We start from the raw sequence: 26,093 nt of genomic DNA on the forward strand, positions 1-26,093 counted from the left end.
ATCAAACGGCTTGCGGTTCGGGATCTTGGTGGCGCGCGAGTTCGCGCTCTTGCGGGCTGCGGCGGCGCAGCTTGTCCAGCAGCAGGTAGACCACCGGTGTGGTCAGCAGGGTCAGCAGCTGGCTGGCGATCAGGCCGCCGATGATGGTGATGCCCAGCGGCCGGCGCAGCTCGGCCCCCTCGCCAAAGCCGATGGCCAGCGGCAACGCGCCCAGGATAGCGGCCAGGGTGGTCATCAGGATGGGACGGAAGCGCAGCAGGCAGGCCTCGCGCACCGCCTCCACCGCGGACAGGCCGCGGGAGCGCTCGGCATCCAGCGCGAAGTCGATGATCAGGATAGCGTTCTTCTTGACGATGCCGATCAGCAGGAACAGGCCGATCAGCGCCATGGTGGAAAAGTCCAGCTGGAACATCAGCAGGGCCAGCACGGCGCCCACGCCGGCCGAGGGCAGCGTGGACAGCACGGTGATGGGATGGACCAGGCTTTCGTACAGGATGCCCAGCACGATGTAGATGACGACGATGGCCGCCAGGATCAGCAGCGGCTGTTCACCCTGCGAGTCCTGCGCCGCCCGCGCCGCCCCCTGGAAGCTGCCGCGCACATTGCGCGGCATGGCGATGCCGGCCTCGGCCGCGCGCACCGCCGCCTGGCCGTCGGCCAGGGTCATGCCCTCGGCCAGGTTGTACGAGATGGTGGTTGCCAGCTCGCCGTCCTCGTGGTCGATCGAGCTGGCCGTGGGCCGCTCGGAAAAGCGCGCAATCGCCGACAGCGGCACCATGGCCCTGGCCGTGGTGCTCAGCGCCGCGCCCGTGCTCTGGTTGCGCAGCGAGGGGTTGACCGTGGCGGCGCTGGCCACCGTGGTGGTACCGCTGGTGGTGGAGGCCGCGGCGCTGACGTTTTTGGCCGGCACGTAGATGTCCTTGAGCGCCTCGGGGCTGCGGATGTAGCGCGGCGCCACGCCCATGATCACCTTGTACTGGTTGAGCTCACCGTAGATGGTGGCCACCTGGCGTTGGCCGAAGCCGTTGTACAGCGCGTTGTCGATGTCGCGCGAGCTGATGCCCAGCCGCGCCGCGCTGTCCTTGTCCACGTGCACATAGGTCTCGATGCCGTTGTCCTGCTGGTTGGTGTCCACATCCACCAGGGCCTCCTGCTGCTTCATGGCCTCGGCCAGGCGCAGGGCCCAGGCCTTGAGGTCGGCCGCGTTGTCGCTCTTCAAGGTGTACTGGTAGGTCGAGTTGGTGGAGCGCCCGCCCATGCGCAGGTCCTGCACCGGGTTGAGGAAGATGCTGATGCCGGTCACCTGGGCCAGCTGCGGGCGCAGCCGGGCGATTACCGCCTGGCCCTTGTCGGTGCCGCGCTCGGCCGCCGGCTTGAGGTTGATGAACATGAAGCCGCCGCCGGGGCGGCTGCCGCCGGTGAAGGCCACCACCGTGTCCACCGCCGGATCGGCGCGGATGATGTTGACGATGTCGCGCAGCTTGTCGCGCATGGCCTCGAACGAGATGCTGCGGTCGGCCCGCAGTCCGCCATTGATCTGGCCCGTGTCCTGCTGCGGGAAAAAGCCCTTGGGGATGTGGATGAACAGGTAGGCGTTGAGCACCACCACCAGGGCCAGGATCAGCATCACCAGCCAGCGCGCATGCAGGGCCCAGTCCAGCGCATGGGCATAGCCGCGGTGCATCCAGTCGAAGCCGCGCTCGAACCAGCGTGCGACGCGGCCCGGCGGCTTGCCCTGGCCCTGCGGCTTGAGCAGCCAGGCGCACATCATGGGTGTGGTGGTCAGCGAGATGAGCAGCGAGATCAGCACCGCCGCCGACAGGGTGACGGCGAACTCGCGGAACAGCCGCCCCACCTGGCCGCCCATGAACAGCAGCGGGATGAAGACGGCCACCAACGACAGGCTAATCGACAGCACGGTGAAGCCGACCTCGCGCGCGCCCAGCAGGGCCGCCTTGAAGCGGTTCATGCCGGCCTCGATGTGGCGGCTGGTGTTCTCCAGCACCACGATGGCGTCGTCCACCACGAAGCCGGTGGCCACGGTCAGCGCCATCAGGCTCAGGTTGTTCAGCGAAAAGCCCAGCAGCAGCATCACGCAGAAGGTGCCCAGCAGCGAGACCACGGTGGCGATCGCCGGGATGAAGGTGGCGCGTGCGCTGCGCAGGAAGGCACTGACCACCAACACCACCAGGGCGATGGAGATCAGCAGCGTGATCTCCACCTCATGCAGCGAGGCGCGGATGGAGTTGGTGCGGTCGGAAGCGACCTGCAGCTTGATGTCCTTGGGCAGCGAAGCCTGCAGTTCGGGCACCAGGGCGCGCACCGCATCCACCGTCTTGATCACGTTGGCGCCGGGCTGCAGCGTCACCGGAACGATCACGGCAGGCTCGCCGTTGAACAAGCCCAGGGTGTTGATGTTCTCCACACTGTCGCTGACATCGCCCACGTCCGACAGGCGCACGGCCGCGCCGTCGCGCCAGGCCACGACCAGGCCCCTGTAGTCGGCGGCCGTGCGGCCGCTGCCGTTGGGCCCGCTGCCGGTGTAGATCTGCAGCCGTCCGCTGGCGGCATCGAAGTCGCCCTTGGGCCGGTTCACGCTGCCGGCCTGCAGGGCGGCGCGCACGTCCTCGGTGCTGATGCCGTAGCGGTTGAGCGCAAAGGGCAGCAGGTCGACCCGCACGGCCGGCTGCGAGCCGCCACCGAGCTCCACGTCGCCCACGCCAGGCACCTGGGCCACCTTCTGCTGCACGACGTTGGAGACGGCGTCGTAGATCTGGCCGGGCGAGCGGGTCGGCGAGGTCAGGGCCAGGATGATGACGGGCGAGGCCGCCGGGTTGGACTTGCGGTAGGTCGGGTTGCTGCGCAGGGTGGACGGCAGGTCGGCGCGCGAGGCATTGATGGCAGCCTGCACCTCACGCGCGGCGGCATCGATGTTGCGGTTGAGGTTGAACTGCAGCGTGACCCGGGCCGAGCCGTTGGCGCTGCTGGAGCTCATCTCGGTGACGCCGGGAATCACCCCCAGCCGCCGCTCCAGCGGCGTGGCCACGCTGCTGGCCATGGTCTCCGGGCTGGCCCCCGGCAGGCTGGCGCTGACCGAGATCACCGGGTAGTCCACCTGCGGCAGGGAGGCCACCGGTAAGACGAAGAAGGCACCGATGCCGGCCAGGGCGATGCCGATGGTCAGCAGGACCGTGGCAACGGGGCGGCGGACAAAGGGCTCGGAGAGGTTCACGCCGCGGCCTCCTGGCCTTGCGGCTTCTTCGGCCGCCAGCGCCGCGCCAGCCTGTCGAAGCCCAGGTAAATCACCGGCGTGGTGAACAACGTCAGCAACTGGCTCAGGATCAGGCCGCCGAAGATGGACAGGCCCAGTGGCCGGCGCAGCTCGGCGCCCTCGCCCCAGCCCAGCATCAGGGGCACGGCGGCGAACAAGGCGGCCAGGGTGGTCATCAGGATGGGCCGAAAGCGCAGCAGCGCGGCCTGGCGGATGGCGTCTTCGGGCGACTTGCCCTCGTTGCGCTCGGCGTCGATGGCGAAGTCGATCATCATGATGGCGTTCTTCTTGACGATGCCGATCAGCAGGATGATGCCGATGATGCCGATCACGCCCAGGTCGTTGCCCGTCACCATCAGCATCAGCAGCGCGCCCACGCCGGCCGACGGCAGGGTCGACAGGATGGTCAGCGGGTGGATGTAGCTCTCGTACAGCACGCCCAGCACGATGTAGACGCAGACCACCGCCGCCAGGATCAGCCACAGCTGGTTGGTCAGCGAAGCTTCATAGGCGCCCGAGGCGCCCAGGAAGGTCATGGTCACGCTGGCCGGCAGCTCGATGGCTTTGGCGGCCGCGCGGATGGCGTCCACCGCCGAGCCCAGCGACACGCCTGGCGCGGTGTCGAAGCCCAGCGTGGTGGCCGGGTACTGGGCGACATGGGTCACCTGCAGCGGCGCGCGCCGCTCCGACACTTTCGCCACGGCCGACAGCGGCGCCGGCTCACCCGAGGCGGTCTTGAGCTGCACCATGCCCAGCGAGGCCGGCGTGGCCTGGCTGTCGGGCCGCGCCTCCAGCACCACCCGGTACTGGTTGGTCTCGGTGAAGATGGTCGAGACGATGCGCTGGCCATAGGCGCTGTACAGCGCCTCGTCGATGGCCGAGGCCGTGATGTTCAGTCGCGCCGCGGTGTCGCGGTCGATGTCCACGTAGACGGCGGCGCCGGTGGCGTCGGCGTCCGAGACCACGTTGCGCAGCTGTTGCACCTCCCGCAGCTTGTCGGCCAGCTTGCCGGCCCAGGCCACGACAGTGGCGTTGTCGGCGGCCTCCAGCGAGAAGCGGTATTGGGTGGGCCCGCTCTCGGCGTCGATGGTCAGGTCCTGCACAGGCTGCAGGTACATGGTGATGCCCGGCACGCGCTGGGCCTGGCGGCGCAGCCGTTCCATCAGCGCCTGCTGGCTGCCGCGCGAGCTTTTCAGGTTGATCAGCATGCGGCCCGTGTGCAGCATGGTGTTGTTGGCGCCGTCCACACCGACGAAGCTGGCGATGGTGGCGACCTCGGGGTCTTCCATCAGCAGGCGCGCCACCTCCTGCTGCATCTGCGCCATCTTGGGGTAGGAGACCGACTGCGCCGCCTCCACCCGGGCCTGCAGCTGGCCGGTGTTCTGGGTGGGAAACAGGCCCTTGGGAATCCACATGTAGAGCAGCACCGTCAGCACCAGGGTGCCCAGCGCCACCAGCAGGGTCAGGCCCTGGCGCGCCAGCACCCAGCCCAGCATGTGGTCGTACTGCACGATCACCTTGTCGAAGCCGCGCTGCATCTTGCCGGCCCAGCCGCCCATGTGGGCGTGGTCGGTCTTGGGCGCCTTGAGCCAGCGCGCCGACATCATGGGCACCAGGGTCAGCGAGACCACGGCGGAGATCAGGATGGTGATGGCCAGGGTGACGGCGAATTCGCGGAACAGCCGTCCCACCACGTCGCCCATGAACAGCAGCGGGATCAGCACGGCGATCAGCGACACCGTCAGCGAGATGATGGTGAAGCCGATCTCGCTGGCGCCCTTGAGCGCGGCCTGCATGGGCGGCTCACCCTCCTCGATGTGGCGCGAGATGTTCTCGATCATGACGATGGCGTCGTCCACCACGAAGCCGGTGGCAATGGTCAGCGCCATCAGCGACAGGTTGTTCAGGCTGTAGCCCAGCAAATACATGGCGCCGCAGGTGCCGATCAGCGAAATCGGCACGGCCAGGCTGGCAATGACGGTGGCGCGCGGGCTGTGCAGGAAGGCAAAGATCACCAGCACGACCAGGATGACGGCCAGCAGCAGCTCGATCTGCACGTGGTGCACCGAGGCGCGGATGCCGGTCGTGCGGTCCGACAGCACGTCGACCTTCAAGGTCTCGGGCAGGCCGGCCGCCAGCTCGGGCAGTCGCTGCTGGATGGCGTCCACCGTGGCGATGACGTTGGCGCCGGGCTGGCGCTGCACATTCAGGATGATGGAGGGCTTGAGCGTGCCCGAGACCACGGACCAGGCGCCCAACTTGACGTTCTCGGCGCTTTCCACCACCTGGGCCACGGCCGACAGCCGCACTGGCGCGCCGTTTTTGTAGGTGATCACCAGATCGCCATAGTCCTTGGCGGCCACCAGCTGGTCGTTGGAGTTGATGGTGTAGGCCCGGGTCGGGCCGTCGATGCTGCCCTTGGCGGCGTTGGCGTTGGCGCCGCTGATGGCGCTGCGGATGTTGTCCAGCGTCAGGCCGTAGGAGGCCAGGGCCCGGGTGTCGGCCTGGATGCGCACGGCTGGCCGCTGGCCGCCCGACAGCGTGACCAGGCCGACACCGGCCACCTGGCTCATCTTGAGCGCCAGCCGGGTGTTGACGATGTTCTGCACATCGGTCAGCGGCATGGTGTCGGAGGTGATGGCCAGGGTCAGCACCGGCGCGTCGGCCGGGTTGACCTTGGCATACACGGGCGGGGCCGGCAGGTCGGCCGGCAGCAGCGAGCCACCGGCGTTGATGGCGGCCTGCACCTGCTGCTCGGCCACGTCCAGCGCCAGGCCCAGGCCGAACTGCAGGGTGACGATGGAGACGCCAGCGGCGCTGGTGGAGCTCATGCGCGCCAGGCCGGCCATCTGGCCGAACTGCCGCTCCAGCGGCGCGGTGACGGTCTGGGCCATCACCTCAGGGCTGGCGCCCGGGTACAGGGTCTGGACCTGGATGGTGGGGTAGTCGACCTGCGGCAGGGCCGACAGCGGCAGGAACTTCAGCCCCACCAGCCCCGCCAGCACGATGGCCAGCATGAGCAGCGAGGTCGCGACCGGCCGCAGGATGAAGGGACGAGAGGGCGACATCTGGCTTTACTGCGGCGGACCGCCGCCTTCGCGCCGGCGCTGCTGCATCTGGGCCCAGCGCTCCATGGCGGCCGGGTCGCCGCGGTCCAGCGCCTCCAGGAACTTCTTGAGCCGCTCCAGCTGCTCGGGGTTGTCCTTGGCCGAGTCCAGCATGCGGGCGCGCCGCTCGGCGCTGGGGCCCTTGCTGTCGCCGGCGGCGACCGGCGCAGCAGCCGCAGGCGCGGCGGGCCGGGCAGCGGCGGGTGCGGCTGCGGCGGGTGTCGCCGGTGCAGCGGGCGCCGTGCTCTCGCCACCGGTGGCGCGCTGGCGCGGCTGGGCCGGCGCGGCGGCCTCGGTGCCGGCTGGCGCAGCGGCGGCAGAGGCCCCGCCTTGCGGCGCAGAGGCGCCCAGCCGCCTGCGCATGCCGGCGCCGGGCGCGTCGCCTGGCAGCGCCACGCGCGAGCCTTCGCGCAGGCGGTCGGCGCCTTCGGTGATGACGCGCTCGCCCACGGCCAGGCCGCTGGCGATCTGCACCTTGTCCACCGTCGCCTGACCGCGCGTGACGGGCCGCATGGTCACCGTGCGGTCTTCCCTGAGGATGAAAACGTAGTCGCCGTTGCCGCCGGTGCGCAGCGCCGACACCGGCACCACCACCGCGCCGGTGATGGTGCGCAGCTGCAGGCGGATGTTGACGAACTGGCTGGGAAACAGCTGGCCGCGCGTGTTGTTGAAGCGGGCCTTGGCGCGCACCGTGCCGGTCTGGACGTCGACCTGGTTGTCCAGCGAGGCAAAGACGCCGGTGTCGAGCTCGGTCGAGCGGGTGCGGTCCAGCGCCTTGGCCTCCATGAAGGCGGCGGCATTGCGCTGCAGCGCTGGCGCCTGGTCCTGCGGCACGGCGAACTCCACGTCGATGGGCGCCATCTGGGTCACCAGGGCCACGCCGTTGGCGTCGCCCGTGCCCACCACATTGCCCACGTCCACCGTGCGCAGGCCGACCCGGCCGGCAATGGGCGAGACGATGCGGGTGTAGCCCAGGTTCAGGCGGGCCGTGCCCTCGTTGGCCTTGGTGATCACCACCGCCGCCTCCAGTTGCTTGACCAGGGCGCTCTGGGTGTCGACCTCCTGGCGGGCAATCGAGTCCTGCTGCAGCAGGGTGCGGTAACGCTCCAGCGTCACCTTGGCCGCCTCCAGCTGGGCCTCGTCGCGCTGGCGCTGGCCGATGGCCTGCTGCAGCGTCATCTCGAACTGGCGCGGGTCGATGGTGGCGAGCAGCTCGCCCTTGCGCACCAACTGGCCTTCCTTGAACAGCACCTGCTGCAGCACGCCGCCCACCTGGGGCCGCACCCGCACCGTGGCCTGCGGCACGACCGTGCCCAGTGCCTCCAGGCTGACCGGGATGTCGGCGCGCTCGGCCACTGCCACACCCACCGTGGTGGCCGGACCGCGGCTGCCGGGAACGCCCGGGGCCCCACCGCCCGGGCGCGCGGCACCGGGCGCGCCTGCCGCCGGTACCTGCGGGTGCGTCAGGCTCCAGGCCAGCCAGCCCACGCCGCCCACCACCAGCAGGGCAACCACGCTGCCGATGATGGACGCGCGGCGGCTGATGCGCTTGCGCGCCGGCAGTGCGGGCGGGCCATCGACGGCTTCGAAGGGCGGCTCAGGCTTGCGGGGGTCCATCCAGGGTCCTTTGTTCTGTTTCTACTTCAGTCGTCCGGCGCGCGCGCGGCAACCGCTGAGCGTGCTGCAAGGCGGGCCGCATGGCCATCGGCGGGCCACGCCAGGGAATGTAGGCCAATTCCTGCGGCCGGCCGGGCTCAGGCCGGACAGCCGGAGGATGGCATGCCCTTGTATCCGTTCGGTGAACCGCAGGCAGCGCCCGCGCAAACTCAGGGTGCGCGCACCGGCAGCAGCCTGCCGTCGCTGGCCGAGGGCGCCGCCACGCCCAGCAGGCGGGCCAGGGTGGGCGCCAGCTGCACCGTCTCGACCCGGCTGTCCACGCGCCCCGGCTGCAGCCATCGGGGGCCGTACAGCAGGATGGGCACGTTGGTGTCGTAAGGGTGCGGCGAGCCGTGGGTGGCGATGGAGGTGCTGGAGGCGAACATCCAGCCCGGCTTGGGCACGTACTGCACGTCGCCCGAGACATCCTTGTTCCAGGACAGGCGGATCTGGTCGAAGAAGGGCGCGCCGGCCCGGCTGCCCGAGAGCAGTTCCTTGCGGGTGTAGGCGGCGGCGATGTTCGGGTCGGCGGCGATGGCTTCGCGCGCCGCTTCCGCCACCACATCCAGGTCCAGCTTGTTCTCGGCCAGCAGCTTGCGGTCCAGCACCAGGGCCGAGGCCGAGAAGAAGGCGCCCAGCTTGGCCAGCTTGAAGCGCTGCTCCAGCTGCGCGTTGATGCGGCCCAGGAACTGGCTGGACGAGATGCGGCCGCCCTCCTGCCCCCTGGCCAGGCGGGTCTCGGGCGCCGGCATGAAGCCGTGGTCGGCCGTCAGCACGGCGACGTAGTTGTCCTTGCCCACCGTGGCGTCCAGGTCGCGAAAGAAGTCCTGGAACAGCCGGTCCAGCTGCAGCAGGTGGTCATGCGACAGGCGCGACTCGGCGCTGTAGGCGTGGTTGACGTAGTCGTGGCCCGACAGGCTGATGCTCAGGATGTCGGGCGTGCTGTCCTTGCCCAGTTGCTCGCCGGCGATGGCGGCACGGGCGAAGTCCAGGGCCAAGGCATCGGCGAACGGGCTGCGCAGCAAGGCGCTGTAGTAGGCCGGGCCGGGCGCCTCGTCGGCCGCCACGCCCATCAGCATGGGCAGCTTGCCGCCGCGCGGGCCGAACCAGGGCTGGCTGTCGGGGATGGAGCGCGCATAGGCCGCGTCGGGCAACAAGGGCTTCCACTCGGTCTTGAAATAACGGTCGGCTGGCTTGGCGCCGTTGAAAGTAGTGACCCAGGCCGGGTGCTCTTTCATGTAGTAGGTGGTGGAGGCGAACTGGCCTGTGCCGCCCATGTACATGTAGGCCGTGCCGGCCTGGCCGCCAGGCAGGATGGCGCCTCTGTCCTTGCCCGAGATGGCGATGACCTTGGAGACCGGGGTGGCGCGGCGCAACACGTCGCCCACCGTTTCGGCCTTGAGATTGGCCGGGCTGGTGCCGTCCAGCGCATTGGTCTTGTTGCCGATGTAGCTGTAGCGGGTGTCGCCGGTGTTGTAGACGTTGGCGCCGGTCTCCCGGTCGCGCCAGTCGTTGCCGATGATGCCCGAGCGGGCCGGCGGCGCGCCGGTGAGCATGGTGGCGTGGCCGGCCGCGGTGACGGTGAAGGCGTAGGGATAGTGGGCGTCGGCAAACCAGGTGCCGCGGTCCAGGAAACGGGCCAGGCCGTCGGGCGCGAGCTGGTCGCGATAGCCCGTGACCTGGCGCATGGGCAGGCCATCGACCACCATGAAGACCAGCAGCTTGGGCTTGACGGCCGGCTCTTGCAAGCTGGCGCAGCCACCGAGCAGGGCGCCGGCCAGGGCCAGGGGGAGGAGTTGGAGGACCAAGCGTTTGCTTTGCATGGCCGCAAGCCTAATGGCAGGCCGCGCGGCCTGCATCGGGACTGACCCCGAAAGTGTTTTCAACTCGTGATGACCACCAACACGCTGCAGGGCGCGTGCTCGATCAAAGCGCCCGAGATGGAACCGCGCCACCAGCGGGCGGCCCAGCTGTCCAGGTGCTTGTGGCCGACCACGATCAGGTCGGCGCTGCACTTGCGGGCTGCCTTGGCGATCTCGTCGATGGCCTCGCCGGTCACCACCTCGCCCTTGGCCGCATAGCCCGCCTCGGCCAGCCGGCGCAGGCCATCCTGCAGCACGGCCTCGTACTTCTTCTTCTCGCGCTCTTCCAGCTCGATGTCGTAGACCCCGCCTTCCAGGCCGACGAAGCTCATGGCCGAAGGCATGACCGCCACCAGGCACAGCTCGGACTGACTCCATTGCGCCAGGTCCTGGCAGTCCAGCAAGGCTTTCTGGCCGGCATCGCTGCCGTCATAGGCCAGCAGAATCTTCTTGTACATGGCGCTCTCCAACGTGGTTGTGGGACTAATGCGAAAGCTAGCATAGAACGGGCCCGGCGGGGAAGGCTGGCATCCCTCCCCGGTCGTGACCTCTTGTGTCATCCCGGGCCTGACCCCTGACCGTCATCCCCGCGCAGGCGTGGATCCAGCGCTTCCGAATTCGCTCGTTTTGTCATGCGTGACCCGGCTTGCCGGCGCACGCAGCGCGATGGAAGGCTCAGGCTTGACTGAGGTAGCCCCGTTCCAGCTGTTGTTGCTGATTCTCAAAGAGGGCCATCGCAGTCTTCATGCGAAGAAAACCGAACTTCCGATAGAACGGCTCTTTTCCAGGAACCGCATACAGGATGATCTTCTTGTGCCCTCGCGATGCCTCGACAAGATGGCTCACCACTTGCTTGCCGAGCCCCGTACCTTGATAGCTTGGCAGGACTGCAATATCGCAGAGATACGAGCAGTCGCAGCCATCAGCCAGTGCCCTTCCCACTGCAACGAGCTTCGTGTCTTCGTACACGAAGCACACGAACATGCTGTTAGAAAAGACTTTCCGAAGATGCTCCGCATTTTTGTCCCCCAGCGGAGCTGCGCGATACAAAGCCGACAGTTCTTCCCAATCGACTCCGTCGCTGACGTATTTCCATTCGATCGCCACTTGCTGTCTCCTGTGAAGCCTAAGGTTTGAGCCTCTATGCCTTGAGCACCGTGGCCTGCACTTCGACCAACTGCCCCGCATAGCCCAGGCCTGCGACGCCCAACAAAGTAGCTGGAGGTACCTGTCCACCGAAAAAGTCCGCGACAGTTTTCCATGCAGCTGAGAGATTGGCTTGCCCCCCGACAACGTAGACGACAAGTTGGCGGACATCAGAGATTGAGAAACCATGAACCGCCAATACTGCTTTCAGGTTGCTCAAGCACTGGAGAGCTTGAGCATGGGGGTCATCCAAGCCTACGACCTGCCCTTGGGAGTCATGGGGCACCTGACCAGCTACAAAGAGCTGGTTGCCGACGCGCTCGGCATACTGGTACTGGGCGGTAGCCGGCAGCCCGGCGGCACGTTCGGCTTCGTTCATGGGCGTGACACCAAACTTGATCTATGCCGCAGCAGTCTGCGGGATAAGCTGGTCGTTGCGGGATAACCTGGAAAACCTCGCACGGCAAGCCTTTGATCTGGAATGTGCTTTTTCATGTTGTTGGTTATCTCCACGAATAACTGCAACCGGAGAACCCGCAGTCTAGCGAAGCAGGGGGCGAGCGAGGGGGTTCGAGCGCGACCAGCGAGAATGGGCCGATGGCTGTACAACAATCTCTCGGCCTCGTCTGTCTTGTCGTGCGCGACTACGACGAGGCACTGGCCTTCTTTGTCGGCAAGCTGGGCTTCCTGCTGGTCGAAGACACGCCGGTGCCGGAACAAGGCAAGCGCTGGGTCGTGGTCCAACCGCCAGGCGGCACGGGCGCCTGTCTGTTGCTGGCACGGGCGGCCGGACTGGAGCAGCTGGCCGCTGTCGGCAGGCAAGCGGCAGGTCGCGTCTTCCTCTTCCTCTACACCGATGATCTCTGGCGCGACTACGAGCGCTACACGGCGCAGGGCGTCAGCTTCCTGCGCGAGCCGCAAGAGCAGCCCCATGGCACGGTGGCCGTCTTCAAGGACGTCAGCGGCAACGCCTGGGACCTGATCCAGCCCAATGCCCAGAACCGAAGCTGGCCGGGAGTGCTTCTGAATCCATAGCAGGCAGCGCCCATTCCCCGGGCGCTAGAGGCCAATTTTCCTTGCAACGGAGGGTTGGCGCGGCGCCATGGATTGCAGGTCAGGCCCGCAATGACAAACGCTTCAGCTTTTCGTCGACACCCCAGCCTCACCAAAGCTCGCCATCTCGCGCAACACGGCGCAGGCCGAGACCAACAGCGGCCAGGCGAGAGCGGCGCCTGAGCCTTCGCCCAGGCGCAGGCCCAGGTCCAGCAAGGCTCTGGCCGGGGTGTTGCTGTCGGGGCCCAGGTGGCGCAGCAGCAGGCCGTGGCCGCACTCGCCCGAGCGGTGCGAGAAGACGCAGCGTTGCACCACATGCGGCTCCAGCTTGCAGGCCACCAGCACCGCGGCGCTGGCGATGAAGCCGTCGACCAGGATGACGCGGCGCTGTTGCGCCGCCTCCAGCACCGCGCCCACCATGGTGGCGATCTCGAAGCCGCCAAAGGCCGCCAGCGCCTGCAACGGTTCTTTCGCATCCGCATGCAGTTGCAGCACCTCTTGCAGGATGGCGCGCTTGCGCGCCATGCCGGCTTCGTCCAGGCCCGTGCCCGAGCCCACGCAGTCCACCAGGCCGGCGCCGGTCAATCGCGCCAGCAGCAATGAGGCCGACGAGGTGTTGCCTATGCCCATCTCGCCCAGCAGCAGTGCGTTGCCCGGCAGGCCTTGCACCAGCTCTTTGCCATTGGCGATCGCCTGTTCGCATTGCGCCGCGCTCATCGCCGGGCCGGCCGAAGCGTCCTGCGTGCCGGGCGCGATCTTGCGCACGATCAGGCCTGGGCTGGGCGCGAAGGCATGCCGCACGCCGCAGTCCACCACCGTCAGCGCCAGGCCGTGCTGGCGGGCCAAAACGCTGACGGCGGCGCCGCCGGCCAGGAAGTTGCCCACCATCTGCCAGGTGACGTCGCTGGGATAGGCCGAGACGCCACGCGCCGCCAGGCCGTGGTCGCCGGCAAAGACCACCAGCTGCGGCTGCAGCAGTTGCGGGCTCTCCGTGCCCAGGATCAGGCCAATCTGCAGGGCCAGGGCCTCGATGCGGCCCAGCGCGCCAAGGGGTTTGGTTTTGCCATCGAGCTTGGCTTGCAGGCGCTGCACCAGCGCGGGGTCATGGAGGTCAGGGATGGGCATGGAGCAGGCCGGCGAGGACGCCGGGCTCGAAGTTCTTGTCAATGAAATCGGCCAGGCCGTCGAAGACGCTGTCCAGCGTGGGTGCGGCGGCGCCGAACAGGGCGTGCAGCACGCCGGGGTCTTCGAACAGGCCGTGCAGGTAGACGCCCAGCACGTTGCCGGCCTGGTTCTGCCAGCCCAGGCCGTCCGCCATCACCTCGCGGCCCGGCGACATCCCGGCGTGCTGCGTGGTGCGGCCGTGGTGGATTTCGTAGCCGCCCACCTGCAGGCCCGACAGCGCCGCCCAGGTGCCATGCAACTGGCCGAAGCCCGCCTGCGTGCGCTGCACCGTCTTGTCCTGCTCGAACAGCGTCACCAGGGGCAGCAGGCCCAGGCCAGGGCCGTTGCCGTCAATCCCGTGCGGGTCGATCAAGGCCTCGCCCAGCATCTGCAGGCCGCCGCACACGCCCAGCACCGCCCTGCCCTGCCCTGCGTGTTGGGCGATGGCGCGGTCCAGGCCCTGGGCGCGCAGCCAGGCCAGGTCGCCACTGGTGTGCTTGGAGCCGGGCAGGATGACCCAGTCGGCGCCGGCGACGTCGGCCGGGCTGCGGGCCCACAGCAGGCGCACACCGGGCACGTTCTTCAGCGGCTGGAACTCGTCCAGGTTGCTGATGCGCGGATAGGCGACGACGGCGATGGTGGTCTTGACCACACCGGTGGCCAACGTGCGCTCGTCGAAGACGCCGTCTTCTTCCGGCAAGCCGTGCTGCCACCACATGGGCAGGGTCGCCACCGTAGGGATGGCGGTGCGCTCCTGCAGCATCTGCGGCGCCGGCGCCAGCAGGGATGCATCGCCGCGGAACTTGTTGAGCACATAGCCGCGGATCAGCTTGCGGTCGACCTCCTCCAGCAGGGCCCAGGTGCCGTACAGGTGGGCGAAGGCGCCGCCTCTGTCGATGTCGGTCACCAGCAGGCAGGCGGCATCGGCGTGGCGGGCGACGCGCATGTTGACGATGTCGCTCTCGGTCAAGTTGATCTCGGCCGGCGAGCCCGCGCCTTCGATCACCACCACATCGTTCTCCGCGCGCAGTTCGTCCAGGGCCTTGGCCACCACCGGCCAGACGCTGGCGCTGCGGCCGCGCCATGGCATGCGCGACAAGGCCTCGTCGACCTGGCCCAGCAGCACGACCTGGCTGTGGGTGTCGTGCTCGGGCTTGAGCAGCAGCGGGTTCATGCGCACCTCGGGCTCGGCGCGTGCCGCCAGGGCCTGGAAGTACTGGGCCGCGCCGATCTCGCCACCCGGTCCAGCGATGCCCAGGGCCCCTCCCCCAGGCACGACCCGCGCGTTGTTGCTCATGTTCTGCGCCTTGAAGGGCGCGACCTTCAGGCCCTGGCGGGCATACCAGCGGCACAGCGCCGTCACCAGCCAGCTCTTGCCGGCGCCGCTGGTCGTGCCCAGCACCATCACGCACTTGGCCGTCATTGCAATGCCTCCCGCAAAGCGTCTTGTGAGGCCGGTGCCAGCACGCCCAGGCGCACATGGCCTGGCAGGCCGAAAGAAGCGCAGTCGCGCAACTTGATGCCGCGCGTGCGCAGAATTTCCGCCATCCCGGGCTCGGCATGACCGACCTTGGCCACGAAAAAATTCGCGTCGCTCGGCAGGCACTCCCAGCCCAGTTCCTGACAAACGGCAATTTGCCTGGTCTTCCAGCCACGCAGCGTCGCAAGGCTCTCCTGCAGCCAGTGCTGCGCCGCCTGCGTGCACCAGGCCAGCAGCATGGCCACGGCATGGGCGCCCAGCGGCCAGGAAGGCGCCAGCGCTTGCACAGGCCCGGTGTCGGCATCGGCCGGCGCGATGGCATAGGCGCCGCGCACACCGGTCAGGCCCAGGGCCTTGTTCGGTGTCCAGAGCTGCCACATACGCGCCAGCAACGCTGCCACCGGCGGTGTGCCGTCCAGGCGCAAGGGTTCGTAGGCGCGGTCCAGCGCCATGACGCCAGGGCCTTCGATCAGAGGATGGCTGGCGCCCAGCGGGCTCGAGGGATTGCAGGCCCAGGCCAGATCGCTGTGCGCGGCATCCACGCTCTCCATGCCCCAGGCCTGGGCTGCGGCGGCGTAGTCGCCGTAGCCATGGGCCGGCAGCGCCACGCAGCGGCCACCGCGCGAGGCCACCCAGGCCGTCAGGCGGAAGATCAATTCGCTGGCGCTGGCGGCCGGCACGATGCGCGACGCCGCCACGCCATGCAGGCCGGCCAATGCTTCGCGCAGTGCCGCATACGCCGGATCGGGGTAGCGCGTGGCGTCGGCGCCCCGCACCGCTGCCCATGCCTGGGGACAAGGCCCGCAGGCATGGGCGTTGGTGGAAAAGTCATGCAGGGGCACGCCCAGCGCGTCCGCTCCACCATGCAGGCGCTGCGCGGCGCTCACCAGAGTTGCTCCTGCGCCAGCACGAACAGCATCGCGCAGGCCAGCACAAGCAGCCAGGCGAGGGCCAGCACGGCCAGGACGATGGCGCGCCTCGTGTGCGCCGGCGTGGGGGCCGCACCATCGGGGTTGAGCGCGTAGACGCCGCTCTTGCGCAGCCGCACGCCCAGGGCCAGGGCCATCGCCGCCATCGGCCAGCCGCTGTTGGGCGAGGCGGTCTTGCGCGCCTCGCTGCGCAGGCGGCGCCAGGGCAGGCCGCGGGCGCCGGCGGCCAGCAACAGGGCCGCCAGCCGCGCCGGCAACCAGGACAGCACATCGTCGGCGCGGGCCGCCCACTTGCCCGCCCACTCCCAGCACAGGCCGGCGCGCATGCCGCGGTAGCCCCACATCGCATCGGCGGTGTTGGCGAAGCGGTACAGGGCCGCGCCCGGCAGGCCGGCGAGCACGAACCAGAACACCGGCGCCACCACCGAGTCGTTGAAGTTCTCGGCCAGCGACTCGATCGCACTCTCGCGCACCTGGCCTTCGTCGAGCTGCATCACCTCGCGGCTGACCAGCCAGCCCAGGCGGCGCCGGCCGGCGTCCAGGGATTCGGCCAGTGCTTCCTCCACGGCCACCACCTCACCGCGCAGCATGCGCCAGGCCAGCATGGGCTTGAGCAGCGCGCCCAGCAGCAGGCCGGCCACGGCCTCGTCCAGGCCGCTCAGGGCCGACTGCAGCAGCAGCGCGGCCAGCACCACCAGGGCCGCGCCGCCGTACCAGGCCAGGGCGCCGGCACTGAAGGCGCGCCAGTCGCGCCCCGCCGCCATCTCGCGTGGCGCGATGCGAGCGCCGATCCAGCCCAGGTACTTGCCCATCCAGACCACGGGGTGCCAGCGCGGCGCGGGCTCGCCGAACCAGCGGTCCAGGCAGAACGCGAACAGCAGCGCGATCAGCAGGGTCCAGGGGGAGAGTTCGCTCATCTAGTCTTCGATGCCGCGCTGGGCGGGAACACCGGCGTTGAATGCGTGCTTGATCTTGCTCATCTCGGTCACCGTGTCGGCCAGTTCGATGATCTCGGGTGGGCAGCGGCGGCCGGTGATGACCACGTGCACGTCCCGTGGCCGGTCGCGCAGCGTCTGCAAGACGTCATCGAGCGGCATCCAGCCATAGATCAGAGGATAGGTCAGCTCGTCCAGCACCACCAGGAAGTACTCGCCCGACAGGATGGCGGCCTTGGCCTTCTGCCAGCCGTCGCGCGCCAGCTGGGCCGAGTTCTCCAGGTCCTGGCTTTTCCAGCTGAAGCCGTCGCCCAGGCCTTCGATGGGAATGCCGATCTGCTCGAACATGCGGTGCTCGCCAAAGCGCGCTGTCGGCACCTTCATGAACTGGTAAATCTTCACCGCCTTGCCGCGGCCATGCGCCCGCAGCGCCAGGCCGAAGGCTGCCGTGCTCTTGCCCTTGCCATCGCCGGTGTTGACGATGACCAGGCCGCGGCGCTCGCCCTCGGGCTTTTCATAGGGCTTGGCCGAGGGCGGTGTTTCGATTTTCATATTCGGGGTCAGATTCCAATTATTTGGGTAAGGCCAGCCACTGGCCATCGAGTTCGCGCACCGCGATGCGCTGGTCGAACACGGTCTCCAGCGCGCGGTGGGTGGCGGCATCGCCGCTGGCGCCCTGGTGCAGCACACGGCCGCCGCACAGCACCACCACCTCGTCGGCGTGCAAGGCCATGGAGATCTCGTGCAGCACGCTGACCACGGTCTGGCCGCGCTCGACCAGGGCGCGCACCAGGGCCAGCCAGTCGGCCTGGTGCGGCGGGTCCAGGTTGGCCAGGGGCTCGTCCATCAGCAGCACGTCGGCCTGCACCGCCAGCGCCCGCGCCAGCAGCACACGCTGGCGCTCGCCACCGGACAGCTGGCCCAACAGGCGCTCGCGCCAGTCCCAGGCCTGGGTGCTGCGCAGTGCCTGCTCCACCGCAATGCGGTCGGCTGGGCTGGGCGGGGCCAGCCAGGGCTGGTGCGGCAGGCGGCCCAGCATGGCGACGTCGTAGACCGTCAGGTCGTCGGCAGCCGATTCGTTCTGGCCCAGCCAGCTCAGTTGCCTGGCCCGCTCACGCGCCGCCATGGTGCCCAGCGGCCGGCCGTGCAGGAAGACCTCGCCCTGGTGCGGCAGCAGGCCGGCCAGCACCCGCAACAAGGTGGACTTGCCCGCGCCATTGGGGCCGACAATGCTGGTCCAGCGGCCGGCAGCCAGCGCCAGGTCGATGCCGTGCAGCACGGGCGTGTGGTCGGCGCCCAGGGCGGCGCGCAGGCCGCGCCCTTGCAAGGCGGCGATCACAGCCCGCCCCCCCTGCCCTTGCGCCTGTGCATCAGCCACAGGAGATAAGTACCACCCAACACCGCGGTGAGCACGCCCACCGGCAGTTCCTGCGGCGCGATCACCCAGCGGGCCAGCACGTCGGCGGCCATCAGCAGCAGGCCGCCCATCAGGGCGCTGAGCACGACCAGGCGGCCGTGCGTGGTCGGCGCGATCGAGCGCACCAGGTGAGGCGCCGCCAGGCCAACGAAGGCAATCAGGCCGGTCTGGGCCACGGCCGCGCCGGTGGCCAGGGCCAGCACGCCCACCAGGGCCGCGCGCAGCGCGCCCAGCGGCAGGCCCAGGCTGGCGGCCGTGGCCTCGCCCAGCGCCAGGCCGTCCAGCCCCCGGCCCAGGGCCCAGGCCAGGGCCAGCATGGGCGCCAGCGCCGCGGCCATCACCGCGCAGGCGCTCCAGCCGACAAAGCCGGTGCTGCCCAGCATGAAGGCCTGCATGGCCTGCAGCACGTCGGGCACGGCCAGGGTCACCAGGTCGCGCGTCGCGCCCAGCACCACGCCGACGATGACACCGGCCAGCAGCAGGCGCAGCGTGTGCAGCACGCCGTTGGCCAGGGCCAGGGTGAGCAGCACGCCGGCCACTGCGCCGGCAAAGGCGGCGCCGGTCAGGCCCAGGCGCACCAGCCACTGGGTGGCCAGGGGCGAGATGCCGAACAGCGCCAGGGCCAGGGCCACGCCCAGGGCCGCGCCCGAGGCGCTGCCCAGCAGATAGGGGTCGGCCAGGGGGTTGCGGAACAAGCCCTGCGCCACCGCGCCAGCCAGGCCCAGCAGCGCGCCGGCCACCCAGGCGCCCAGGGTGCGCGGCAGGCGGATGTCCCAGATGATCTGCCAGGCGATGGGGTCCCGCCACGCACGCGCCACACTGGTCCAGCCCGTGCTGCCCACGCACACCCCCACCAGCAGCACGCACAGGGCAGTCATCAGCAGGGCCAGGCCCAGCAGCCAGGGCAGGCGCTGCGATGCGGCCAGGCCCCGCGACGCGCTCACCGCGTGCCCCCCAGTCCCTTGGCGGCGATGCAGCCGGCCATCAGCCGGGCCGCCTCCGCCATGCGCGGCCCGGGCCGCACCAAGACGTCGGACTCTTCCGGCGTGAAGATGCAGATCCGCTGTTCGCGCAGCGCCCGCAGACCGGCCCAGCCCGGACGCGTCTGCAGGCCGGCGGCGTTGCGCGCGCCGATCATGATGAGGTCGGGGTTGGCGCGCACCACGTACTCCGGATTGATGCGCGGAAAGGGCCCCAGGTCCGCCGTCACGATGTTCTGCACGCCCAGGCGCTGCATGGTCTCGCCGATGAAGGATCTGGTGCCTGCCGCGTAACCGCCGTTGCTGACCTCGTAGTACACACGCAGCTTCTTGGCCGCCGGCGGCAGGGACTGCGCCGCCGCCGAGACGCCGGCATCGATGTTGCGCCAGATGCGCTGCGCGTCGGCCACCTCCAGCAAAGTGCCCAGCTTGGTCATCACCCGCAAGGCGTCGGCGGCGGTGCGCGGCTCCAGCGCCACCACCTTCAGGCCCAGGGCCTCCAGCCGTTGGGCGGCGCGCGAGGAGGTGGCCATCAGCACCACATCGGGCTTGAGGGCCAGCACCGCCTCGATGTTGGGGTCGATGCCGCCGCCCACCTGGGGCAGGGCCCGCACCTGGGCCGGGAAGTTGGAATAGCGGTCCACGCCCACCAGGCGCTGGCACTGGCCCAGCTCGCAGACGGTCTCGGTCAGCGAGGGCAGCAGGCTGACGATGCGCTGCGGCGATTTGTCCAGCGTCACCGTCACACCCCGGTCGTCGGTCAGCTGCAGCGCCTGCGCCTGCAGCGCGATGGCCGCCAGCAGCGCCAAGCAAAATGCCTTCATGCCTTGCCTTTGAGAATGAGCGGCTGGCCGGCCGCCATGAAAGTGACGCGCTCGCAGACGGCCGCCACCTCCTGGTTCAATACGCCCAGTGCGTCGACGAAGGCGCGGGTCTCGCGCCCCATGGGGATCACGCCCAGGCCGATCTCGTTGCTGACCACCACCAGCGGGCCAGCGCAGTTTGCTATAAAAATGGGAGCGCCCGAGGTCCATTTGCCGGGGGCTAGAGGCCGATTTCCCTCCGAAACCGGCATCAACAGGCCGGTCAGCCACAAAGTCAGGCAATCCACCACCAGCAGGGTATCGGCCGCACCGTGGCGGGCGATGGCGCCGGCCAGGTCATGCGGCTCTTCCACCGTCTGCATGCGCGGCACGCGTTGCGCGCGGTCGGCGCGATGGCGCGCGATGCGCTCGCCCATCTCGGCATCCCAGGCCTGTGCGGTGGCGATGTAGACGGCCTTGTGCGCATCCGATTGCGCGAGCCAGGCAGCCGCAAGCTTCTCGGCGCGCGCCGTCTTGCCGCTTTTCTGGCCGCCCAGGATCAGCTCGCTGCGGGCGATGACCAGACTATCCATGGGCCTTGCTCCAGTCCATCACGATCCTGTGCAGTTGCTCCACACCGTCGCTCAACGCGGCCGGGCCCGGCTGCAGGATGTCGGCCGACTTGATCTCGAACAGCTGGCCATTCTTCACCGCCGCCACGTCCTGCCAGCCGGCGCGCGCCGCCACCTTCTCGGGACGGAACTTCTTGCCGCACCAGGAGCCGATGATGATGTCGGGATTGCGCGCCACGATCTGCGCGCTGTCGGCAATGATGCGGTCCTTGCCCAAGGGCATGGCCGCCAGTTCGGGGAAGCAGTCGTCGCCGCCGGCGATGCCGGTCAACTCGCTGACCCAGCGGATGGCACTGATGTGTGGCTCGTCCCATTCCTCGAAGTAGACGCGCGGGCGGCGCGGCAAGGCGCGCGCCGCATCGGCAATCGCGTCCAGCCGTTCGCGCAGCGCGGCCAGCAGGTCCAGGCCGCGCTGGGCCTCGCCGACCATGGCCGCCAGCTGAAACAGCATGGAAAAGATCTCCTGCACGCTGCGCTGGTTGAACACCGTCACCTGCACGCCGTGGCGGATCAGCTGCGCCGCGATATCGGCCTGCAGGTCGGAAAAGCCGAACACGCAGTCCGGCTGCAAGGCCAGGATCTTGTCGATCTTGGCGCTGAGGAAGGCGCTGACCTTCGGTTTTTCCTCGCGCGCCCGGCGCGGCCGCACCGTGTAGCCGGAGATGCCCACGATGCGCGCCTCCTGCCCCAGCAGGTACAGCCACTCGGTCGTCTCCTCGGTCAGGCAGACGATGCGTTGCGGGCCTAGCGCGAAGTCGGGCGTCATCCTGTCAGCTTACTTGGGCTGCCAGCGCAGGGTCAGGTAGGCGCCGCGGCCCGGCTGGTTGTAGCCGTAAGCCGTCTCGTAGACCTTGTCCGTCACGTTATTGAGCTTGAGCTGCAGGCCGAAGTCCTTGCTGAACTGCCAGTCGGCGCTCAAATCCACCGTGGTGTAGGCGCCCAGCTTGCGCACGTTGGCTGCATCGTCGAAGCGCTCGCCCACGTACAGCAGCGAGCCGCCCAGCTTCCACGGACCGCTAGCCCAGTCGGCGCCCAGCGTGACCTGCTGCTCGGCGCGGCGCGGCAGCTGCTTGCCGCTGACCTCGTTGCGCGGGTCCAGCGCGTCATACGCCGCGCGCAGTGCCAAGGCATCGATGCTGCCTTCGTAGCCCAGGGTCCAGCCCTCGATGCGCGCATGCGGAATGTTCTGCGGCAGCGTGGTGTTGGTCATGAAGCCGCGGATCTTGTTGTCGTAGCGCACCAGCTTGACCTCATGGCTGCCCTGGGTCCAGGTCAGGCCCAGGTCCAGGTTCTTGCCCTCTTCCGGCTGCAGGTTGGGATTGCCAAAGCCCGGGTAGTACAGCTGGTTGAACGAGGGCGCGACGAAGGATGTGCCATACGAGGCATTGGCGCGCCAGTTCGGCGTGAAGCGGTAGCCATAGCCGGCAAAGCCGGTGGTGCTGCCGCCGAACTGCGAGTTGCTGTCATGGCGAACATTGGCCTGCCAGCTGTGGCTGCCGGCATTGCCGTGGAGGCCGGCAAAGACCGATTCGATGTCGCGCTGGGTGACTGTGTAAGCGGTGGAGCCGCTGACCTTCTGGGTGCGCTGCTCCAGCCCCGCCAGCACCATACCGACGGCCGTATCGATGTTGTTCTGCCAGCTCCACTGCGATTGTTCGCTCTTGAAGGCGCCGGGCACGGTGGCCTGGATCACGTTGGAGGTGTCGTCGCCCTGGGTGAAGCGCAGCTCGCTTTGCCAGTTGGCGGCCAGCCGGCCCTTGAGGCCGATGTTGGCGGCCAGGGCCCGCACCGCGTTCTGCGAATTGACGCTGGGGCCATCGTCGAAGTTGCTGACGCCGTCGGAGTACAGCGCGCCGACATCCACGCTCCAGTCCTTGCTGAATTCGTAACTGGCCGAGGCATTGACCGCATCCTGCTTGAAGGGGTCGCGGTCGGCGTTGTAGTTGCCAAACTGCACCTTGGGGTTGGTCGAGGAAAAGCCCTTGTCCTGCACGTGCTGCAGGCCCAGCGCATAGCGCCAGGCGCCCTGGCCAGCGCTCAGGCCGGCGGAGGCCAGCACATAGCCCTCGCTGCCCGCGCCCAGCGTGGCGTAAGGGTGGAAGCCGTCCCTGCCCTTGCGGGTGAAGACCTGCACCACGCCGCCCACGCCTTCGCTGCCGTACAGCGCCGAGGCCGGGCCCTTGAGGATCTCGATGCGCTCGATCATCTCGACCGGGATGCCTTCCAGGCTGGGGGTGCCGGCGGTGGCCGAGCCCAGGCGCACGCCGTCGACCAGCAAGATGGTGTGGCGGCTCTCGGTGCCGCGGATGAAGATGTTGGATGTCTTGCCCAGGCCGCCCGAGGCGCTCATCTGCACGCCGGCGGTGCGGGCCAGCAGCTCGGCCAGGGTGCGGGCTGTGGAATTCTCGATCGCCTGGCGGTCGACCACGGTGACGTCACTGACCAGCTGGTCGGCACGGGTCGGGCTGCGGGTGGCGGTGACCACGGTTTCGCCCAGGGCGCTGGTCTGGGCGGAGGCGGGGAATGCGGCGGCAAGCGCCAGCGACAGTGCGGCAAGGCGCACGGGGAGCAAGGAGTTTTTCATTGGTAACGGACACGGATCGGTAACCCGGGCCGGCTTCCCCGCCGGCCCATTGGGCGTCACGGCCGCACCCCTCTTGGGAAAGGCGCGGCCTCCTCGTTGGCCGGTATCCGGGCTGGCGGGTCGTCTCCATCGCCTTCCCAGGCGCGCTGTGTCAGGCGCGCCCAGTGGCTTTGCTTGGATGGAGACGGAAGGCCGCGAGGGCCTTCATCCGCTTACCGTTGCGGGGGCAGCGCAGGTTAGGTCGGCCTGGTCGGCTTCCCCTCCTGCTTCCCGTTGAACTGCGGCATGTGAACCACACCGCGAGCACCAACGCTCTGAATTCTAGTTGGGAAACTGTCTCAAAACCCTACAATCCCCGTCATGCCCAGTGCCGCCCAGATCGACCAGATTGCGGAACGCGTGGAGCGCCTGCTGGTGCGCTACGAGGAACTGCAGCGCACGAACGCGCTGCTGACGCAGCAGGTCGAGGTGCTGACGCAGGAGCGCGACTCGCTCAAGTCGCGCCTGTCGGCCGCCCGCTCGCGCGTCGACGCCCTGCTCGAGCGCCTGCCCGACATCAAGTCCGCCGCATGAAGCAGCTCGAGGTGCAGATCATGGGCCAGAGCTACCTGCTGGCCTGCCCCGAAGGCGGCGACGGGCGCCTGCTCGACGCGGTGGAAAAAGTCGACACCGCGATGTGCCGCATCCGCGATGCCGGCAAGGTCAAGGCGCGCGACCGCATCGCCGTGCTGGCCGCACTCAATCTGGCCTTCGACGTCAGCGACCGCGCCGCCCCGGTGTTCACTTCCAGCCTGGCCGCGCCGCAAGCGCCGGCGTCCGCCAGCGCCACGGTGCTCGCCGATGGCGAAACCGACCCGCGCCTGGGCCAGCTGCTGCAGCGCCTGGACCGCGCCCTGGGCGACGACGGCCGCCTGCTTTAAAGCAGCGCTTGCGCCGGCCCGGCGCTCTACCGGCCGCCCTCTCCCCGCTCTAGAACTGCGCGTCCAGCGTCACCGACAGGCGGCGCCCCTCGTCGACCATCCAGTTGCCATTCAGGCCGGCCGTGCGTGCGCGCGGATCGACCGGCACGATCTTGTCGGTGATGTTCAGCAGCGCGGCCTTCACGCTGAAGCTCTTGTTGATGATGTAGCTGCCACCCAGGTCGAAGGTGGTGGACGAGCCGCGCTCGCGCACGCCCAGCGCGCCGTTGCGGAAGGCCGCCCATTGCTGCTCGCCAAAGTAGGTGGCGTGGGCATAGAGCTTCCAGGCCGCGGTCGGCGCCCAGTCCAGCTGGGCGTTGAACATGTGCTCGGGCGTCTTGTCCAGCGGGCGGCCTTCCAGCGAGCTGCCATTGAAGGCCGGCTCGCCACCGCCCTTGCGCGAGGAGTCGGTGTAGGTGTAGTTGCCCGCCAGCGCCCAGGCGGCCGAGAGCTTGGTCGAGGCGCCCACTTCCAGGCCGCGCAGCGTCACCTTGTCGACGTTGTCGTAGACATAGATGTTGCGGCCGGCCGAGCGCGGGTCACGGATGCCGGTGTCGTAGCTGGCAACCTTGTTCTTGAAGTCGTTGTTGAACAGGGTGGCCGACACGCTGGAGACGCCGCTGTCAAAGCGCACGCCGATCTCGCTGGAGACGCTGGTCTCGGCCTTGAGGTCCGGGTCGCCGCACAGGGTGCCGGGGATGGCGCCGCCCTGGCCGCCGGTGGTCATGCAGTAGCCGGGCGTGCTCTGGCGGATGGTGGGCGCCTTGAAGCCCTTGGCCGCGCCGCCGCGCAGCGTCCAGGCCGGTGCCATCTGGTAGACGCCGTACAGGCGCGGCGTCCAGTGGCTGCCGTAGCGCTCGTCGTCGTCCAGGCGCAGGCCGCCGGTCAGCGTGAACTTGTCGGTGAGGAACAGTTCGTCCTCGGCGAACAGCGACCAGGACTTGAGGCTGACCGTGTTGGGGTTGACCGTGTAGCCGCCGGGCGGCGCATCCTGGGCCGAGATGCCTTCGAGCTCGTTGTGGATGTACTGGCCGCCGAACTTGGCCAGGCTGTTGCCGATGGGCGCGGTCAGCAGCGCGTCCAGCACCGTGTTGGTCAGCTCGGGCACGACCGGGTTCTGGCCGCCCGGGCGCCACTGGATCTGCTTGGCCGATTCGCGGTACAGGGCCACGGTGGACTGGCCGAAGCTGTAGCGGCCGTTGTGCGTGAGAGCCCAGTTGTCGCGGGTATGGCGCGTCTTGAGCACCGTGGTGGCCGCGGCCGGGGTGGTGATGGTGCGGCCCGGCGTGCTGGTGTAGGTGAAGTCCTCGGTGCCCAGCTCGAAAGTCAGCTCGTGGTTGGCCGCCGGCTTGACCGTGAGCTTGGCGGTGAGCGCTTCGTCCTTGGCGCCGTACGCGCCGCTGGTGGCGTTGAGCGGGTAGAAGACGCTGTCTTCCTTGCGGTCGCGCACCTGGCCGTAAAACTGCAGGCCAACCACGTCGTCCTTGACCGGTCCACCGACCCAGAAGCTGCCCAGGGCGGTGTTGCCCAGCTCGTCGTGCTGCTGCAGTGTGCCGCCGGCCGTCAGCGAGCCGCTCCAGGCCTTGGGCACCTTGCGCGTGATGATGTTGATGACGCCGCCGATGGCGTCGGCGCCGTACAGCGCCGACATCGGGCCGCGCACGACCTCGATGCGCTCGATCGCATTGAGCGGCGGGATCAGGTTGGCCTGCACGCCGCCGGTACCGCGGTTCATGGTCTCGCGGGTGTTCTGGCGCTTGCCGTCTACCAGGATCAGGGTGTACTCGCCGGGCATGCCGCGGATGGAGATGTCGGTTTCGTTCGGGCTGCCGCCGACGATGCTCACGCCTTCGAGTTCGCGCACCACCTCCTGCAGGCTGGTGTAGGGCTTCTTGTCCAGGTCTTCCCGCGTAATCACGCTGACGCTGGCCGGCGCGTCCTTGATGGCCTGCTCATGGCCGCTGGCGGTGACGACCACGGGGCTGAGCATGGGCTGGACCTGCTGCGCAAGCACCGGGGCCATGCAGGCCGAGGCGGCCAGGGCAATGACGGAGCGCGACAGATGGAAGGGATGAAGTTGGAGCATGGAGAGCCTGAAGAAGAATTATTCGCATT

At 68.9% G+C, this 26,093-nt stretch carries 22 protein-coding genes and 1 riboswitch; of the genes, 3 read left to right on the forward strand and 19 right to left on the reverse strand.

Annotated features, from left to right (window positions below):
• Position 1: 1 nt before the first annotated feature.
• The 7 genes from Q0632_RS10275 to Q0632_RS10305 form a co-directional block, all read right to left on the reverse strand.
• Positions 2–3,232 (reverse strand): efflux RND transporter permease subunit, encoded by a 3,231-nt coding sequence (locus tag Q0632_RS10275; RefSeq protein WP_298928466.1) that lies wholly within the window; start codon positions 3,230–3,232, stop codon positions 2–4.
• Positions 3,229–6,339, reverse strand: coding sequence for an efflux RND transporter permease subunit (locus Q0632_RS10280; protein ID WP_298928469.1), 3,111 nt, complete (start codon positions 6,337–6,339; stop codon positions 3,229–3,231). Before Q0632_RS10280 ends, Q0632_RS10275 begins: the two co-directional genes overlap by 4 nt.
• A 6-nt stretch (positions 6,340–6,345) precedes the next feature.
• Positions 6,346–7,995 (reverse strand): efflux RND transporter periplasmic adaptor subunit, encoded by a 1,650-nt coding sequence (locus Q0632_RS10285; RefSeq protein ID WP_367181187.1) that lies wholly within the window; start codon positions 7,993–7,995, stop codon positions 6,346–6,348.
• Between the two features lie 209 nt (positions 7,996–8,204).
• Entirely contained in the window at positions 8,205–9,857 is a 1,653-nt protein-coding gene (locus tag Q0632_RS10290) for an alkaline phosphatase family protein (protein WP_298928472.1), read from the reverse strand.
• Positions 9,858–9,916: 59 nt separating this feature from the next.
• On the reverse strand, positions 9,917–10,354 hold the full coding sequence (locus Q0632_RS10295; RefSeq protein WP_298928475.1) for a universal stress protein: 438 nt from the start codon (positions 10,352–10,354) through the stop codon (positions 9,917–9,919).
• Between the two features lie 217 nt (positions 10,355–10,571).
• Positions 10,572–11,003, reverse strand: a complete 432-nt coding sequence (locus Q0632_RS10300) for a GNAT family N-acetyltransferase (protein WP_298928478.1) — start codon at positions 11,001–11,003, stop codon at positions 10,572–10,574.
• Between the two features lie 34 nt (positions 11,004–11,037).
• Positions 11,038–11,421, reverse strand: a complete 384-nt coding sequence (locus tag Q0632_RS10305) for a RidA family protein (RefSeq protein WP_298928481.1) — start codon at positions 11,419–11,421, stop codon at positions 11,038–11,040.
• Between the two features lie 218 nt (positions 11,422–11,639).
• Here Q0632_RS10305 and Q0632_RS10310 point away from each other — a divergent pair, with 218 nt between their 5' ends.
• The gene (locus Q0632_RS10310) at positions 11,640–12,077 is read left to right on the forward strand and encodes a VOC family protein (RefSeq protein WP_298928484.1); all 438 of its coding nucleotides are present in this window, start codon (positions 11,640–11,642) and stop codon (positions 12,075–12,077) included.
• A gap of 102 nt (positions 12,078–12,179) precedes the next feature.
• On the opposite strand, the gene cobT is transcribed toward Q0632_RS10310, so the two are convergent.
• The 11 genes from cobT to Q0632_RS10365 form a co-directional block, all read right to left on the reverse strand.
• Complete coding sequence (gene cobT, locus Q0632_RS10315) at positions 12,180–13,220, reverse strand: nicotinate-nucleotide--dimethylbenzimidazole phosphoribosyltransferase (protein ID WP_298928487.1); 1,041 nt, start codon at positions 13,218–13,220, stop codon at positions 12,180–12,182.
• Positions 13,207–14,682, reverse strand: coding sequence for a cobyric acid synthase (locus tag Q0632_RS10320; protein ID WP_298928490.1), 1,476 nt, complete (start codon positions 14,680–14,682; stop codon positions 13,207–13,209). Before Q0632_RS10320 ends, cobT begins: the two co-directional genes overlap by 14 nt.
• Entirely contained in the window at positions 14,679–15,626 is a 948-nt protein-coding gene (locus Q0632_RS10325; RefSeq protein ID WP_298928493.1) for an aminotransferase class I/II-fold pyridoxal phosphate-dependent enzyme, read from the reverse strand. The genes Q0632_RS10320 and Q0632_RS10325 overlap by 4 nt, the downstream gene beginning before the upstream one ends.
• Positions 15,623–16,585, reverse strand: a complete 963-nt coding sequence (gene cbiB, locus Q0632_RS10330; protein ID WP_298928496.1) for an adenosylcobinamide-phosphate synthase CbiB — start codon at positions 16,583–16,585, stop codon at positions 15,623–15,625. Before cbiB ends, Q0632_RS10325 begins: the two co-directional genes overlap by 4 nt.
• On the reverse strand, positions 16,586–17,155 hold the full coding sequence (cobO, locus tag Q0632_RS10335; RefSeq protein WP_298928499.1) for a cob(I)yrinic acid a,c-diamide adenosyltransferase: 570 nt from the start codon (positions 17,153–17,155) through the stop codon (positions 16,586–16,588). It lies immediately after the preceding gene.
• Between the two features lie 19 nt (positions 17,156–17,174).
• Entirely contained in the window at positions 17,175–17,942 is a 768-nt protein-coding gene (locus Q0632_RS10340) for an ABC transporter ATP-binding protein (protein ID WP_298928502.1), read from the reverse strand.
• On the reverse strand, positions 17,939–18,898 hold the full coding sequence (locus Q0632_RS10345; protein WP_298928907.1) for an iron ABC transporter permease: 960 nt from the start codon (positions 18,896–18,898) through the stop codon (positions 17,939–17,941). Before Q0632_RS10345 ends, Q0632_RS10340 begins: the two co-directional genes overlap by 4 nt.
• Before the next feature lie 62 nt (positions 18,899–18,960).
• Positions 18,961–19,824 carry an ABC transporter substrate-binding protein gene (locus Q0632_RS10350; RefSeq protein WP_298928505.1) on the reverse strand — a complete coding sequence of 288 codons (864 nt, stop codon included), beginning with the start codon at positions 19,822–19,824 and terminating at the stop codon, positions 18,961–18,963.
• Positions 19,821–20,396: a bifunctional adenosylcobinamide kinase/adenosylcobinamide-phosphate guanylyltransferase gene (locus Q0632_RS10355; RefSeq protein WP_298928508.1), complete on the reverse strand. Its 576-nt coding sequence runs from the start codon at positions 20,394–20,396 to the stop codon at positions 19,821–19,823. Before Q0632_RS10355 ends, Q0632_RS10350 begins: the two co-directional genes overlap by 4 nt.
• Positions 20,389–21,201: a cobalamin-binding protein gene (locus Q0632_RS10360; RefSeq protein WP_298928511.1), complete on the reverse strand. Its 813-nt coding sequence runs from the start codon at positions 21,199–21,201 to the stop codon at positions 20,389–20,391. Before Q0632_RS10360 ends, Q0632_RS10355 begins: the two co-directional genes overlap by 8 nt.
• A 9-nt stretch (positions 21,202–21,210) precedes the next feature.
• The gene (locus Q0632_RS10365) at positions 21,211–22,998 is read right to left on the reverse strand and encodes a TonB-dependent receptor (RefSeq protein WP_298928909.1); all 1,788 of its coding nucleotides are present in this window, start codon (positions 22,996–22,998) and stop codon (positions 21,211–21,213) included.
• Positions 22,999–23,099: 101 nt separating this feature from the next.
• Positions 23,100–23,345, reverse strand: a riboswitch (cobalamin riboswitch).
• Positions 23,346–23,379: 34 nt separating this feature from the next.
• Between Q0632_RS10365 and Q0632_RS10370 the strand changes: the two genes are divergently transcribed.
• Entirely contained in the window at positions 23,380–23,592 is a 213-nt protein-coding gene (locus tag Q0632_RS10370) for a DUF904 domain-containing protein (protein ID WP_298928514.1), read from the forward strand.
• Positions 23,589–23,939 carry a cell division protein ZapA gene (locus tag Q0632_RS10375; RefSeq protein WP_298928517.1) on the forward strand — a complete coding sequence of 117 codons (351 nt, stop codon included), beginning with the start codon at positions 23,589–23,591 and terminating at the stop codon, positions 23,937–23,939. Before Q0632_RS10370 ends, Q0632_RS10375 begins: the two co-directional genes overlap by 4 nt.
• A gap of 49 nt (positions 23,940–23,988) precedes the next feature.
• Here the strand turns inward: Q0632_RS10375 and Q0632_RS10380 are convergent, their stop codons facing one another.
• A complete protein-coding gene (locus Q0632_RS10380) occupies positions 23,989–26,064 on the reverse strand; it encodes a TonB-dependent receptor (protein ID WP_298928520.1) in 2,076 nt (691 codons plus the stop codon).
• Positions 26,065–26,093 lie beyond the last annotated feature (29 nt).

Source organism: uncultured Ramlibacter sp., from assembly GCF_936925435.1.
Lineage (GTDB): Bacteria > Pseudomonadota > Gammaproteobacteria > Burkholderiales > Burkholderiaceae_C > Ramlibacter.